This window comes from Kocuria carniphila, assembly GCF_004136555.1.
Classification (GTDB): Bacteria; Actinomycetota; Actinomycetes; order Actinomycetales; family Micrococcaceae; genus Kocuria; species Kocuria carniphila.
Window position 1 is genome coordinate 1 of sequence record NZ_NOIT01000017.1, and the last position, 14,549, is coordinate 14,549.

General features: G+C 62.8%; 11 protein-coding genes. 6 read left to right on the top strand and 5 right to left on the bottom strand.

Translation table 11 applies throughout. From position 1 onward, the window contains the following. Nucleotides 1-74: 74 nt before the first annotated feature. Nucleotides 75-308, bottom strand: coding sequence for a hypothetical protein (locus EWV37_RS12520; protein WP_129701947.1), 234 nt, complete (start codon nt 306-308; stop codon nt 75-77). 113 nt (nt 309-421) lie between these two features. On the opposite strand from EWV37_RS12520, the gene EWV37_RS12525 reads away from it, so the two are divergent. Then, nucleotides 422-2,797 carry an AAA family ATPase gene (locus EWV37_RS12525; RefSeq protein WP_129702078.1) on the top strand — a complete coding sequence of 792 codons (2,376 nt, stop codon included), beginning with the start codon at nt 422-424 and terminating at the stop codon, nt 2,795-2,797. A gap of 108 nt (nt 2,798-2,905) precedes the next feature. Here the strand turns inward: EWV37_RS12525 and EWV37_RS12530 are convergent, their stop codons facing one another. Next, nucleotides 2,906-3,658 (bottom strand): TetR/AcrR family transcriptional regulator, encoded by a 753-nt coding sequence (locus tag EWV37_RS12530; RefSeq protein WP_129701949.1) that lies wholly within the window; start codon nt 3,656-3,658, stop codon nt 2,906-2,908. A gap of 77 nt (nt 3,659-3,735) precedes the next feature. Between EWV37_RS12530 and EWV37_RS12535 the strand changes: the two genes are divergently transcribed. The 3 genes from EWV37_RS12535 to EWV37_RS12545 are packed head-to-tail and all read left to right on the top strand — an operon-like array spanning nt 3,736 to nt 7,582. Beyond that, nucleotides 3,736-4,515, top strand: a complete 780-nt coding sequence (locus EWV37_RS12535) for an ABC transporter ATP-binding protein (protein WP_238663259.1) — start codon at nt 3,736-3,738, stop codon at nt 4,513-4,515. Continuing rightward, nucleotides 4,512-5,291, top strand: coding sequence for an ABC transporter permease (locus EWV37_RS12540; protein ID WP_202976218.1), 780 nt, complete (start codon nt 4,512-4,514; stop codon nt 5,289-5,291). The genes EWV37_RS12535 and EWV37_RS12540 overlap by 4 nt, the downstream gene beginning before the upstream one ends. A gap of 20 nt (nt 5,292-5,311) precedes the next feature. Next, the gene (locus EWV37_RS12545) at nt 5,312-7,582 is read left to right on the top strand and encodes an ATP-binding cassette domain-containing protein (RefSeq protein ID WP_129701953.1); all 2,271 of its coding nucleotides are present in this window, start codon (nt 5,312-5,314) and stop codon (nt 7,580-7,582) included. Between the two features lie 29 nt (nt 7,583-7,611). On the opposite strand, the gene EWV37_RS12550 is transcribed toward EWV37_RS12545, so the two are convergent. The 3 genes from EWV37_RS12550 to EWV37_RS12560 all read right to left on the bottom strand — a co-directional run bounded on the left by EWV37_RS12550 (nt 7,612) and on the right by EWV37_RS12560 (nt 9,891). Beyond that, nucleotides 7,612-8,031 carry a type II toxin-antitoxin system VapC family toxin gene (locus tag EWV37_RS12550; protein ID WP_129701955.1) on the bottom strand — a complete coding sequence of 140 codons (420 nt, stop codon included), beginning with the start codon at nt 8,029-8,031 and terminating at the stop codon, nt 7,612-7,614. Further along, the gene (locus tag EWV37_RS12555) at nt 8,031-8,285 is read right to left on the bottom strand and encodes a FitA-like ribbon-helix-helix domain-containing protein (protein ID WP_129701957.1); all 255 of its coding nucleotides are present in this window, start codon (nt 8,283-8,285) and stop codon (nt 8,031-8,033) included. Before EWV37_RS12555 ends, EWV37_RS12550 begins: the two co-directional genes overlap by 1 nt. Nucleotides 8,286-8,445: 160 nt before the next feature. Next, on the bottom strand, nt 8,446-9,891 hold the full coding sequence (locus EWV37_RS12560) for an amino acid permease (RefSeq protein WP_129701959.1): 1,446 nt from the start codon (nt 9,889-9,891) through the stop codon (nt 8,446-8,448). Between the two features lie 256 nt (nt 9,892-10,147). Between EWV37_RS12560 and EWV37_RS12565 the strand changes: the two genes are divergently transcribed. Both EWV37_RS12565 and EWV37_RS12570 read left to right on the top strand, forming a co-directional pair. After that, nucleotides 10,148-11,710, top strand: coding sequence for an AbgT family transporter (locus EWV37_RS12565; RefSeq protein WP_129701961.1), 1,563 nt, complete (start codon nt 10,148-10,150; stop codon nt 11,708-11,710). A gap of 164 nt (nt 11,711-11,874) precedes the next feature. Beyond that, nucleotides 11,875-14,508 (top strand): DUF2339 domain-containing protein, encoded by a 2,634-nt coding sequence (locus EWV37_RS12570; RefSeq protein ID WP_129701962.1) that lies wholly within the window; start codon nt 11,875-11,877, stop codon nt 14,506-14,508. The last annotated feature ends 41 nt before the right edge of the window (nt 14,509-14,549 follow it).

The following is a 14,549-nucleotide window of genomic DNA, read 5'->3' on the forward strand; positions in this document are numbered from 1 at the left end:
AGCACTCTGCTTCCCCATGAACTGACCCCCGGGAGTTGGAACCGAATTACTCAGTCCAACTCCCGGGGGTCAGTTCAAAGTCGGGGGTGCCCTTCCGGATCGAGCCAGTTGATGCCCACGGCGCCGTAGCTGGCATCCAAGTCGGAATGTTGGATCTGGGCGTGTGCGAGGATCTGTCGACCGTATCGGGTGGCTTCCGCGACGGTTCCTCCGTTGGCCACCACGGCGGCGGCGATGCGGGCCGCGAAATCCACGGCGAGCATGTCCGTCCCGGCACTGTGGGACTGGGGAGGCTGCTCGGTGCTCACTGATGGTCCGTCCTAGGATGTGTCCGGTTGATCGCTGCTTGCCCAGTCAGCCTAATCCAGCCCGATGCCAGTCCGCAGGCGGCCACTGGCGGTAAGGTCATCTGTTCAACGTGATGTGGAAAGGACTTGTTCTGGTGCACGCGGTCGACTCTTCCGAACTCGTCTTCACCGACGAGTTCCAGGAAGCCCTGCAGCGGCTGCACCACGGTGAAAACGTGTTCCTCACGGGTAAGGCGGGTACCGGTAAGTCCACGCTGATCCGGGAGTTCATGGCCCACACCCGGCGCAATGTTGTGGTCGTGGCGCCCACAGGGATCGCGGCGCTCAACGTGGAGGGTTACACGATCCACCGACTGCTGTCCCTCTATCCCGGTATGACGCCGGAGCAGGTGCGCACCGGTAAATACTTCCCCGGCAGGTTCGCCAAGACGCTGCGGGAACTGCACACGCTCATCGTGGACGAGGCCTCCATGGTTCGGGCTGACCTGTTCGACTGCCTGGTCGCGGCGTTGGAACGTTTCGGTCCCAAGCCCGGCCGGAAGTACGGCGGGGTGCAGCTGGTACTGGTCGGGGACCTGTATCAGCTCCCGCCCGTGGTCACCGACTACGAACGCGATCACTTCTCCACCCGCTACAAGACCCCGTACTTCTTCTCCGCGGACAACTACCACCCGGATGATTTCGCCACGGTGGAACTGAGCACGGTCTTTCGACAGATCGGGGACAACCGCCTGGTCGACATCCTCAATGCCGTGCGCGAGGGCAGCCTGCTCGACGAGGCCCGCCGCGAGCTCAACGCCCGCACCGACCCGGAGTTCACCCCTCCCATCGACGAGTTCTGGCTGACGCTGACCACCACCAACCGCATGGCCACGTCCCGCAACCGCACGATGCTCGAGCAACTCGAGGACGAGCCGGTCCATCATGCGGCAATCCTCACCGGTGAGCTGGACGGTTTCGAGATTCCCGTGGACAAGGAACTCGTCTTCAAGCGCGGCGCCCAGGTCATGATGCTCACCAACGACCCCGGTGACCGCTGGGTCAACGGCACGATCGCCAAGGTTGCGGACTACTTCTGGGAGGACGGCGAGCTCATCGTGTTCGTCGAACTTCCCAATGGCGATTTCGTGAAGGTCGAACCCAACCTGTGGGAGGTGACGCGGCCCGTCGTCGAGCACGGAACGCTCCGCCATGACGTGATCGGGACGTACACCCAGCTGCCGTTCCGCCTCGCGTGGGCCATCACGATCCACAAGAGTCAGGGCCAAACCCTGGACAATGTGGTGGTCGACCTGACGGGCGGCACGTTCGCGGACGGCCAGTTGTACGTTGCGCTGAGCCGCTGCACATCGTTCGAGGGGCTCGTGCTGCGCCGCAACGTTCTCCCGCGCGACCTCAAGGTCGATCAGCGGATCCGCCGATTCTTGCGCTCCGGTTCCCACGCGGCGCAGCCGACCAAGGGCAACGTGTACTTGGGCATCTGCAGCGTGGGCGACGAGGGCGACCGCTGGCGCCCCCGCCCCGTGGAGATCGCCCTGGTTACAGACGACGGCCTGGAACTCAGTACCCTGGTCAACCCCACCCGCGACATGGGCGACGCCCGTGCCGCGTACGGCATCACTGCCGGTCAGGTGCAACTCGCACCCCTCCTCACGGACGCGTGGGCCGCGCTCGCCCCGCACCTGGTCGGCCGGGTCCCGGTGGGCATCAACATCGACCGACAGCTCGGGTACCTCGATTACGAGCTCAAACGCACCGGTTACGTCACGCACATGCCCATGGGGTACGACGTCGCCGCAACGCGACTTTCTGCCCAGCAGCGCCGCGCGCTCGAAGCGCCGACGGCGTTGGAGCGAGCGCGTGCCGTGCGAGATCTGGTCGCCGGGCAGGATCTGTCGGAGGCTATGGCGGATCCGTTCTCGGATGCTCAGGATCGTTCCGGTTATCTGATGCCTCGGCCCGCGGAGACAACGGAATTCACCGTGCGGTGCAGTGCGGATGCAACGGAGACCCCGGGTGCGGTGTTGGCCGAGAAATTGCGTGAGGCCGGTGAGCGCGGGCGGTTCTCTGCCGAAAGCCTGGTGGTTGTGCGTGCGGTGGAGGAGCAAATCGGGGAGCGGATTCTGGACGAGTCTGCTGACTCAGCTCAGGACATCGACTCAGTGCTGGTTCCCGGCGCTCGCATTTGCTTCACCGGCACCGTGATCGGTGCTGACGGGCGAGAGGTCTATCGGGAAGAGCTGGAAGATATGGCTGTGGAACGCGGTCTCCAGCCGGTCGTCAACGTGACCAAGACCCGCTGCGATGTCCTGGTCACCGCCGAGGACGGATCTCAATCCAATAAGGCCAAGAACGCGGCGAAGTGGGGCAAGCCGGTCTTCACAGCTCAGGAGTTCATGGGTTGGTGGCGCGGTGAAGGCACGACTCCAAGTGATGTCCGCGCGGAAGAGAATGTAAACGTCCGCATTGGCACCGTCGGCGGTTCCTAACAAATCAGGATGCACATGCAGCCCGGGGAGCCGACGGAATGCCCTCGCATCGGTTCTTGACCTGTGACGACCCTCTCTAATGGGCGATCCAGAGCGCGGTGTTCGCTCCTACGCTGTTGGCGTCTCGATTTGTCGGGAGACGTCCGCGATGACGGTGTCCACGGAACGTGTGAGGAACTGCGAAGGATCGCCAGCATTAGCGAGAGTTTGACCAACGCGATTGGAAACGGGGAGCTGCACATCACCCAGGAGCGTGTACAGGCTTGATTCAACGCTGTACCACCACTGATCGTCGGTGAGTGTCGATGTGGCCCGTGCCTGTTGTATGGCGTGCTCCCATCGTGCAGCGTGCTGAGCGACGGAGAGTATGTGCGTGAGAGCCTGGTCCATGGCGACGTCGTCGAGTCCGATTCCGTCCAGGGGCGTCAGCTCGTCCTCGTACTTCAAGAGATGGCCGGGTCCGAGTATCGGCCGGGCGGGAGGGACCTCGACCACCCAGCTGTGCTCGAGCGCGTGCTCGTAGTTGCGGGTGGCGACGTGTCTCAGTGCAGCCGGCCATTTGCTGATCTGCGCAGGTTTTTGATGCCCCTTGTAAGTGCGCGCGATCGCCTTGTCCAGCATGAGCTCCAGGAGTTCCGGTTTGCCCGGGACGTAGCCGTACAGGGTCATGGCCCCCACACCCACCTGCGTCGCAAGCCGACGCATGGTCAATGCGTCGAGACCTTCAGAACTTGCCAGGTCAATCGCTTGATCGAGGACCTCCGCAACGGTCGTCCCGGATCTCCCCACCTTGGTTTCAGGAGCCCACAGGAGTTGTAGCAGCTTGATGGGATCGCCTGATCGGCTCGCTGTTCGTGGCATTCCGGACCTCCACTCTTGACTTCTAGGGAATGATATCTCATGCTGTACCGTACAACGTACGGGACAAGGAGATGGTTATGCCGATGATCGAGGCACGAGGCCTCACAAAGATGTTTCCCGGGTCCGATCGACCCGCCATCTCGGAAGTCGATCTCACCCTTAGCGAAGGGCGGGTTCTGGCAATTTTGGGTTCCAACGGGGCCGGGAAAACCACGTTGTTGAGGATGCTGACAACCTTGGCTGCGCCAACTTCCGGCACTGCCAAGGTCGCCGGACACGACATCATCCGGGATGGTTCTGCTGTGCGCGGCAGAATCGGAGTTGTGGGACAGTACGCGGCGGTGGACGAGGTGCTTTCGGGGAGGGCGAACCTGGAGCTCTTCGGGCGCTTACTCGGGCTCAATCGCGCGACCGCGAAGCGACGAGCCGAGGAGCTTCTCTCCCAATTCGACCTGATAGACGCAGCAGACAGGCCGGTCGGAAAGTATTCGGGTGGGATGCGCCGTCGGATCGACCTGGCGGTGGCGCTCATCTGCAAACCGGACGTGCTGTTCATCGATGAGCCCACCACGGGCCTCGACCCGGTGGCGCGGCGGGATCTGTGGGCGGCAGTGAAGGCGCGGGTGTGTGAGGGGACCGCGGTGGTTCTGACGACCCAGTATCTGGAAGAAGCGGATGCCCTGGCCGACGACGTTGTGATCCTGCGCGAGGGCCGCGTTCTTGTGGCTGGGACCTCGTGGGAACTGAAACGGCTCGCGGGCGAGCCGCGTACCGAGGTGCGAGAACCCACGCTGGAAGATCTTTACCTCCAGCTACACACGGGGCCTGCGCAGGTCCATCCCGGTAAGGAGACATGATGAACCAAGTCGTTCAGCAAAGCGCCGTCCTGGCAGGTCGCACCTTCCAGCACTGGCGTGTTCAACCCGGGCCTTTCATCGTCAACCTGCTCTTCCCCGTGCTGGTCCTGGTGATGATGGGTGGGTTGCTAGGGGGTGCGCTGGCGGGCGACCTCGAAAGCTATTTTGCTTTCGCAGTACCCGGGGTCTTGGCGGTTGCCATGCTCTTCGGGCTCGAATCGACGATGCTCGCTATCACTACCGATGCTTCCAGTACCATCACAGACCGATTCCGGTCATTGCCGATCAGTGGCTGGGCCGTGCCGGCCGGTCGTTGCTTGGCGGACATGGCCGCATCAGTGCTGGGTCTGGCTGTGACCATCGCCGCTGGTGTTGTTCTGGGTTGGCGACCGAACACAATGATCGGGGTCGCGGTTGCTGCCGGGGTTTTGCTGTGGTTCCGTTTCGGATTGTTGTGGCTTGGGTTATATGCGGGACTCAAGGCCAGGTCTCCCCAAGCCGTTGCGGCCGTCCAGATACTGGTCTGGCCCATCAGCATGGTGTCCTCGGTGTTCGTCGATCCTTCAACGATGCCCGCCTGGCTCGCGGTAATTGCCGAATGGAACCCTTTGTCCTTCGTTGTGACATCGGTTCGAGAGCTGACCAATTCCCCAACATATGAACCGGTCACCTGGGCGGGTGCGCACGCGCTTCCTCTGGCTGTCGTCACACCATTGCTCGTCGTGGCGATCTTCGGGCCCCTGGCTGTTCGCAGGTACCGCAAGCTCGCTTCTTGAGACTGACCGAAAGGATTCCGATGAAACTTGACACCATCCGGCTCCGTGGCGCTCGCACACACAATCTGCAGGGCATCGACTTGGACCTGGCCAAAGGCACTCTGATCGTGATCGCCGGGGTCTCGGGGTCGGGTAAGTCATCTCTCGTTTTCGACACCCTGGCCGCAGAGGCCCAGCGTCAGATCAACTCCACCTTCAGTTCGTTCGTTCAGAACTTCTTGCCGTCCTTCGGGCGTCCAGATGTAGACCTCATTGAGAACCTCTCGGCATGCGTTGTTGTCGACCAACGGCAGCTTGTTGGCGCTCCTCGATCGACAGTGGCAACGATCACCGACATCGGCGACTGGCTGCGCATGCTGTTTTCGAGGGCTTCTACGCCGCATATCGGGCCTTCATATGCCTTCTCATTCAACGACCCTTTAGGGATGTGCCCGGCCTGTCAAGGATTGGGTCAGGAAAAGACATTGGATGAGGACGCATTTGTCGACCTGTCCCGTTCCCTGCGTGAGGGGCCGTTCCGTCACCCTGATTACAAACCCGGATCCATTGCGTGGCAGCGTTATGGCAACAGCGGTCTGTTCGACCTCGATCTTCCTGTTGAGCACTACAGCTCGCGAGAGCTGCACATGCTTCTGCACGCAGAAGCCGGAGAGGTGGAACCTGTCGGTGAGTATGCGCTGCCAGGACAGTACGAGGGAGCGGTGGTGCGTTTTCGTCGGCTGCAGCTGACCAAGGATCCGGCCGCTCTCAAGGGGGAGACCAAAAAGGCGCACGAAGCCCTGGTTTCCGTGGGTCCTTGTACGCGGTGTGGCGGGTCGCGGCTCAACGAGGCCGCCGCCACGGCGCATGTACACGGGTTGACGCTTCCTGATGCCTACGCGATGCAGGTTAGTGACCTGGCAGAGGCGATGCGGGGGTGGGATCTCGGTGAGCTTCGGCCTGTGCAGCGTGAGGTCATGATCCAACTCGAACGCATCAAGGCCCTCGGGCTCGGCTACATCAGCCTCGACAGGGCGACATCCACGTTGTCCGGTGGTGAGGCGCAGCGGATCAAGATGGTCCGCCATCTCGGTAGCACTCTCAACGACCTGTTGTACGTTTTCGACGAGCCCACCACGGGACTGCACCCTCGCGATGTCGACCGGCTGACTCGCATGCTCATCACCCTCCGTGAAAAGGGCAATACCGTGTTGGTCGTCGAACACGATCCCGTCGTGATGGCAATTGCGGACCAGATCATTGAGATCGGCCCGGGCCCCGGGAACACCGGTGGGAACCTGGTCTTCCAGGGCACTTACAAGAACCTTAAAGAGGCCGACACCGTCACCGGGCGGGCACTGCGCTCGCCCGCTTCCGTCGGGTTTCGCACGCCGCGGCAACCCACGGGCAGCATTGCCATTCGGGATGCATCGACCCACAATTTGAAGAGCGTGGATGTCGACATCCCGCTCGGCGTTCTGACTGCCGTCAGTGGTGTTGCCGGATCCGGTAAGTCAACTTTGATCCGCACGCATTTACTAGCTGCCGCGCCCGAGGCCGTTATGGTCGACCAGGGGCCTATTCGAGGTTCCCGGCGCTCCAGCCCCGCCTCATGGACGGGGATGCTCGATGAGATCCGCCGCATCTTCGCCCGGGAGACCAAGCAACCCCCGGGCCTCTTCTCCCCCAACTCCGACGGCGGATGTCGGGCCTGCGAGGGAACGGGTATCACCTATATCGACCTCGGTTTCACCGACGCCGTGACCTCTCCATGCGAGGCCTGTGAGGGACGCCGATTCCGGCCTGGCGCGCTACGCCACAAGGTCGATGATCTATCCATCGCCGATGTCTTCGAGATGACCATTGACCAGGCGCTTGACCACTTCACCGCCCCCCGTTTGCGGCGACTGTTGTCAGCCGCTTCCAAGGTCGGGATCGGGTATTTCCCGCTGGGGCAGAATCTCACGACGCTCTCCGGAGGAGAGCGGCAACGGCTCAGGCTCGCTCGAGAACTGACCAATAAAGCTCAGATCATCGTGCTGGACGAGCCCACCACCGGTCTACATGCCACCGATATCGCTCGCCTACTCGAACTGCTTCACGCACTAGTGGACGAAGGGAGGACCGTAGTGGTCATTGAGCACGACCTGGACGTCATTGCCTCCGCCGACTACGTCATCGATCTCGGCCCGGAAGCCGGTCACGCGGGTGGTGAGGTTCAGTTCACCGGCTCGCCCGCAGAACTTGCCCGAACGGCTACCCACACCGGTAGGTACCTGGCCCAACACTTATCCCTCCAATCCAATGCGTGACGGTGCGGATCTCGGGCGAATGGGCTCGATCAGACACCCCAAGGGTTGATCAGGTGCACGCCCGCCTCTTCGAAATCCCGGATGTTTCGGGTGGCAACGGACATGCCAGTTGCCCTGGCGGTGGCCGCAATCATGGCGTCAGCAGCGCCAATGGGTTTGCCCAATCGGGACCGTTCTTCACGAATCAGGGCGTAGGAAACTGCTGCTCGTGTGTCGAAGGGTAGGACTCGGTCACGGAACTCTTCGTCGAGAATTTGTGTCACAGCTTGGGCGAGGGTGTCCCGCCTTCGCCCGGTGGGTAGAGCGGCTACGCCTGCAAGGAGCTCTCCCGCAGAGACTGCCGAGAGGAAGAGTGAGGGGGCGATCTGACTGTCAAGCCAGGCGAGAACGTTAGGGGCTGGTAGAGGGCGCATTAACTCAGAGATGACATTGGTGTCCAGCAGGATCATCAGGAGAAATCCGCAGCGCGTGCTTCGTCGGCGGGGCGTTCCGGGATCTCCAGCCCGTCCAACTCAGCGAACATTGTGTGAATGCGTGTACCCAAGCCATAGACCCGGTTGTTATTCGGGTCTGGTACTTCTGCGACGGACTGAGACAAGATGTCCCTCATTTCTGCTTCCATGGACCGACCGTTAGCCGCGGCACGTTTCTGCAGCGCAACTTTGACCTGCGGGTCGAGATTTCGAATCGTCACGGTGGACATGATTGCCTCCCTAGGGTGTAGTGCTAGCAAAATGCTAGCATTCACCTCAACGCAGGTTCTAGGTATTAATACGACCAGTTTTTGCGTAAAAAAGACGGCCGGCACCCTCCCATGTGGAAAAGATGCCGACCGTCTTCATTCAGACAGCGTTGGGCAGTGCCTACCGCACGGCACCCGCGCTGGAACCGGCGCCGGCGGGATCGCCGGTGAGAGCGGCGTCGTCGTCGGGAAGAATGGTGCGCTGGCGACCCTTGCCCTTGACGAACGTGAAGAACACGCCGGTCATGATGACCAACCAGCCGAGACCCACGATCAGGGCGATGCGGGTGTCCGGGGTGAAGGCGAGCAGCACGATCACGAAGGCCATGAACGCCAGGGCGAGGTAGGTGCTGACGCGACCACCGGGCAGCGGGTAGGAGCTGCGCGGGGCGCCGGCGCGGGAACGTTCGCGGGACATGCCCAGGTGGGAGAGCAGGATCATGATCCAGACCCACACCGTGGCGAACGTGGCCAGGGACGCGATGATCAGGAAGACGTTCTCGGGGATCACGGCGTTGAGGATCACACCGATCACCAGGACGCCCGCCATGAGCGCGACCGTGAGCGTCGGAACGCCGGTGCGGCCCACGTGCGTGAAAGCGCGGGGAGCGTGACCCTGCTGGGCCAGACCGTAGACCATGCGGCCGGAACCGAAGATGTCAGAATTGATGGCCGAAATCGCCGCCGTGATAATGACCGCGTTGAGAATGTGTGCGGCGTAGGGGATGCCCAGGGAGTCGAAGATCTGGACAAAGGGGCTGACCTCGCCGGTGACCTCGTTCCAGGGGAACAGGCACATCAGCACGAACAGGGTGAGTACGTAGAAGAGCAGGATGCGCACGGGAACCGTGTTGATCGCGGCGGGGATGGTCTTGGAGGGGATCTTGGCCTCGCCGGCGGTGATGCCAATGGTCTCGATGCCACCGAACGCGAACATCACTACGGAGAAGGACAGCAACAGGCCGGTGAAGCCGTTGGGGAACAAGCCGCCGTGATCGACCAGGTTGTGGAGTCCGGGCGGCGTGCTGGAGGGGACCGAGAAGCCGAAGAGCAGGATGGCGAAACCACCCACGATCATCAGGATGATGGCTGTGACCTTCACAATGGTCAGCCAGAACTCCAGCTCACCAAACACCTTGACGTTGAGCAGGTTGAGGCCGGTGATGAGCAGAACGATGGCCAGGACCCAGATCCATTGGGGAGTGTCCGGGAACCAGAACTGCATGTAAATGCCGAAGGCCGTGACGTCCGCGAGAGCCACGATGGCCATTTCGAACACGAACGTCCACCCCGTGATGAAGCCGGCCAGCGGGCCCAGGTAACGGCCGGCGTACTGACCGAACGAACCGGTCACCGGGTGCAGCACGGCCATCTCACCCAGGGCGCGCATGACCAGGAACACCACCGCGCCACCGATCATGTACGCGAACAGCACGGCGGGGCCAGCGGCCTGGATGGCGGAGGCGGAACCGTAGAACAGGCCGGTTCCGATGGCCGAACCCAGGGCCATGAAGCGCACGTGGCGCACGGTCAGACCGCGCTTGAGGGCAGCGGGAAATTCGCTCACGGGAGTACCTTCAGTAGGTGATTCTGCTCAGGCTTTGCTCAGAAAATCGTGCGATCCGGCGCTCAAAGCCTTTAGGAGGGTACACCCGTTGTGGTGCCCCCATTAACCCGTAACCGAACCTCGGTGACGCTGGATATCCGGGTTGTAACTCTTGCGCGGACATGCGCGCCACGGCCCGTCATTGCCAGTGGGGCAGCGGCAGGCGGGTACTTTAACGCTCAACCGATCGTGACCGCCTCAAGAAATGGGACGCGCCATGTCTTCCTCATCACAGCCCGCAACTTCTTCGCAGAAGAAGAGCAATGGCAACGGAGCACTCCTCAAGGTCCTCAACTGGATCGAATGGGTGGGCAACAAACTGCCGGATCCGTTCTGGTTGTTCTTCATCTTGGCCGGCGTGGTGCTCGCGCTGAGCTGGATTCTGGGGACCATCGGCATGAGTGCGGTGAACCCTGCCACGGATGAGACCATCCAGGTCACCAACCTGCTCTCCCCGGAAGGCCTACGGCAGATCGTCTCGGAAGCGGTCATCAACTTTGTGGAGTTCCCGCCGCTGGGCCTGGTGGTCGTGATCCTCTTGGGCGTCGCGGTGGCCGAGGAATCCGGGATGCTCTCGGCCGCGCTGCGCGGGTCGGTTTCGCGCGTGGGCCCCAAGTGGCTGACCTTCGTGCTCGCACTGACCGGCATCACCGGCTCGATCGCAGCGGACGCCATGTACGTGGTGCTCATCCCGCTCGGCGCGCTCGCCTTCAAAGCCGCCGGGCGCTCGCCGGTGGTCGGTCTGATCGTTGCGTTCTGTTCCGTAGCTGCGGGCTTCAACGCTTCGCTGTTGCCGACGGCGTCGGACGCCTTGCTCGCGGGCATTACGACCGCGGCCGCGGGCCTCATCGACCCCAACGTGATCGTCACTCCCATTTCCAACTACTTCTTCAACATCGTCTCGTCCCTGGTCCTGGCCGCCATCATCACGGTGGTCACCGAAACCGTGATCGCCAAGCGCGGTGAAGCGATTGAGGAAGACACGGACACCAAGCAGCAGGACATGGGCTCCTTTTCGGATATGAAGCTCAAGCCCCGTGAGAAGCGCGGCCTGCGCAACGCCGGCATTGCATTTGCCGTGATGATGGCGATCTACCTGGCCTTGCTCCTGACCCCGGGGTCCCCGTTGCGCGCCGAGGACGGCACGATCCTGATGTCCCCGTTGTTGCTCAACGTGGGCATCGTGATCGCCGTGATGTTTGCCGTCATGGGTTGGGTCTACGGAAAGGCTGCGGGGACCATGACCCGCGCTCGCCAGATCCCGGAGGCCATGTCCAAGGGCATTGTGTCCGTGGCGCCCGTGCTGGTGCTGTTCTTTGCCGCAGCGCAGTTCACGGCGTACTTCGAGTGGTCTGGTATTGGTCCGGTTCTGGCGGTGTACGGCGCGGACTTCATCGGTGGTCTGGGGCTGCACCCCGTGATCATGTTTGCGGGCGTGGTGGCCATTGTGGCGGTCATGAACCTGCTGATCACCTCCGGCTCCGCGCAGTGGACGCTGCTCGCGCCCGTGATGGTGCCCATGCTCATGCTGCTGGATGTCTCCCCGGAGACCACTCAGGCGCTGTTCCGGATCGGTGATTCACCCACCAACGTGCTCAGCCCCGTGAGCCCCTACTTCGCACTGGTCTTGGGTTACCTGCGGCGCTACCAGAAGGACGCCGGCGTGGGCACTCTGATCTCGCTGGTGCTGCCGCTGTCGATCGCCATGTTGATCGGTTGGTTCCTGCTGTTCGTCGGCTGGTACCTGCTCGGACTGCCGCTGGGCCCGCAGGATCTGTAACCGCTGCGGGGGGACGGTTGTATATTTGCCCTGGTCAGAAAGGATGCGCGCGTCACAATGTGCCCTAAAGGGCCCACACGCTTATGGGTGTCGGAGGTCTCTGGCAATGTCTGGTATTCAGGAAACATTCAGCGAATGTGACAGAGCCAGCAAGGGGAGGGGCTATGCCCTCATCAGCGTACGGACCGGGCGACGAGACTCAACCGGTGCCTCGGGCACAGGACTCGGAGACGACCAAGGCCATGCCCACGGTCGGTGGCCCGGGAGATGATGGGCCCGGGGCGGGTCCAGAGAAGGCCGAGTCCCAGATGCCAGCTCCACTGCGGGGGATGACCGGTAAGCACTGGCTCGTTCCGGTGATCGCGGGTATCAGCGGCTACTTGGCCACGGTCCTGGCCACGGTGATCGCTCTTCTGATCACGTTGCTGGGATTCGCGCTGTCCGGAGATTCGTCGTCCAACGACATCGCTTCGGACGTGACCACCGGGATTGAGAGCAACACGGACGTCAACCAGGTCTGGGCGCTCATCTGCCTCCCCTTCCAGATGGCCGCGCTCGCGTTCTTGGCCCCGCTCCGTCTGATCGTGAGCGGAGGTGCGGAAGGCGTCTCCATGGGCCTGATCTTCCCGCTGTACCTCCCGTTGCTGTGCGGCGTTGTCACGTCGTGGTTGGTGGCGCGGAAGCTCAGTGGTCGCCTCAGCCTCGACAACCGCGTGGTCCAGTGGCTCATGGCCGCTGTGGCCGGCTTGGGGTGGGCAGCCACGGCGCTCATCTTCACGGCCATTACCGCGGTGCGGACGGAAGTCCCGCTGTTCCTCTCCACCCTTGAGATGCGGTTGACCGGCGTCAGCTTTGCCTTGGTCGCGGTGGCCTTTCTGGTGGGGCTGCTGGCCACGGCCTCGGCTCTGAACGTTCGAGTCGCTCAACCCGCGCCCGGTCGCGTGGTGACCACCACGGAGCGGCATGCTCCGGGGCTGCTCCAGGTGCTGCGACCCATTGCCATTCACCTGCTGGTGTTCTGCGTTCTGGCCGGCCTCGGTGTGGTGATCTACGCGTTCATCGAAGGCGGTGCCGCCGCGGGATTCTCGGCGGTGTTGTGGGTGCCCATGGCCGCAGGAGTGCTCTTTGTGCTCTCGCACCTGTCCGCCGTCACCGTGACGGGCGCTGGCGGCTGGCTCGCGGAGGCATCTGGATCCTCGAACGTCGCCTACTTGTGGACGGACGGCGACCAACCCGTGTGGGCCATCGTCCTCCTGGTTCTGCTGGCCGTGATTTCGGCGGTGTGTGCCGCACTGAGCTGGGCACACGTGCGCCCGGTGGACCAGCGGGTCGCCCGCACGGTTCAGTCCTGGGCCGTGCTCCCCGGGGCCTACCTGGTGCTCGGCCTACTGCTCATGTGGTTGCTGCGCGTCTCGGGTCAGCTGGGCGGATTTTTCGGTCTGGACGGCGTTCTGGTCGTGCGTCCCGTGGCGTGGACGTGCTTGGTCTTTCTCCTCTGGGGTGTCGCCATAGAAGCCCTCGCGCGCTTCGTGGCCCCTGCATTCATCGGGGTTCTTCCCGGCGGTGTGAACCGTGCGCTGCGCGGTTCGGACCGAGCCCGAGGTCGCGCAGCGGTGGTCGCCTCGGCCGCGGTGCTCGCGGGTGGAGCGGCGGCCGCGGGTCGCACCCCGCACGACGACGTCGCTCGGCCAGCTTCCGAGCCCGATGTCGGTCCCACGTACGGTGCGGGCGTCGCTCCCGCTGCTCAGGAGCCACGGGAGCCGATGGACCCGGCCAAGAAAAAGAAGATCCGCCTGGTGGCCATCATCGTCGGGTCACTCATCCTGTTGGCAGTCATCGCTGCCATTGTGTTCTCCGTGGTCAGCCGTACGGCGTTCGGTCCAGATAAGAAGGCCGAAGAACTCATGGAGGCGGTGGTCAGCGGGGATGCCCAGCGTGCCACCGAACTGGCCGATCCGAACGTGACCACGCAGCAGCGTGGACTGCTCACCAACGACATCTACGGCGCCGCGGAGAACCGGATCTCCTCCTACGAGATCACCGACACCACGGTCAACGGTGACCGCGCCACGGTGGACGCCCGGGTCATCCAGGACAACGTGACCAGCGACGTCAGCGTCAACCTGGTGTCCGACGGTCGCGAAGGCCTGTTCAAGTCCTGGCGCATCGAAAACCCGGATTCGCTGCTCTTCCAGCAAGTCACGGTTCAGGTTCCTGCGGGCGTGGAGAAGATGAACGTCAACGGGAACCCCGTGACCCTTCCGAACGAATCCGAGCCACACTCGGTCTCACTCTCCGTTCTGCCCGGTGACTACGACATGTCCGTGGACGCACCCAGCAAGTACGTGACCTACGGCGAAGCGCAAACGGCGGAGGTGCGCGCCGACGACCGGTTCATGAGTGACACCGTGCAGTTCTCCACCGAGCACACCCCCGAGCTCGTCGAGGAAGCCACCCGAGTGGCCAACGCCAAGCTGGATGAATGCGCGGCGTCTGGCTCCTTCGATCCGGAAGGCTGCTCGTTCGGGTTCAATTCCTACGACGACAACGAGGATTACCGGAACCCCACGTGGACCATCACGGAGTACCCCGAGTACGAGGTGTACGGGGCGGGGGACTCGTTGACCCTGAGCACGTCCAAGTCCGGGGAAGCCACATTGGAGTACCAGTACAACTCCGAGTGGGATGACGATGAGCCCGCGGACTGGGAGGACCAGGACACGGAGACCAGCCTCTACGGTTCAGGCGACCTGGTCGTGACCGGGGACAAGGTGGAGGTGAACTTCACCGACTGGTGATGAGGAACGGAGACCGTTGACCGGGGAATCGCTCGGGGCCG

Coding starts and splice junctions, on each gene's coding strand:
- EWV37_RS12525 (WP_129702078.1), top strand. CDS start 422: ATGTGGAAAGGACTTGTTCTGGTGCACGCGGTCGACTCTTCCGAACTC.
- EWV37_RS12530 (WP_129701949.1), bottom strand. CDS start 3,658: ATGCCACGAACAGCGAGCCGATCAGGCGATCCCATCAAGCTGCTACAA.
- EWV37_RS12535 (WP_238663259.1), top strand. CDS start 3,736: ATGCCGATGATCGAGGCACGAGGCCTCACAAAGATGTTTCCCGGGTCC.
- EWV37_RS12540 (WP_202976218.1), top strand. CDS start 4,512: ATGATGAACCAAGTCGTTCAGCAAAGCGCCGTCCTGGCAGGTCGCACC.
- EWV37_RS12545 (WP_129701953.1), top strand. CDS start 5,312: ATGAAACTTGACACCATCCGGCTCCGTGGCGCTCGCACACACAATCTG.
- EWV37_RS12550 (WP_129701955.1), bottom strand. CDS start 8,031: ATGATCCTGCTGGACACCAATGTCATCTCTGAGTTAATGCGCCCTCTA.
- EWV37_RS12555 (WP_129701957.1), bottom strand. CDS start 8,285: ATGTCCACCGTGACGATTCGAAATCTCGACCCGCAGGTCAAAGTTGCG.
- EWV37_RS12565 (WP_129701961.1), top strand. CDS start 10,148: ATGTCTTCCTCATCACAGCCCGCAACTTCTTCGCAGAAGAAGAGCAAT.
- EWV37_RS12570 (WP_129701962.1), top strand. CDS start 11,875: ATGCCCTCATCAGCGTACGGACCGGGCGACGAGACTCAACCGGTGCCT.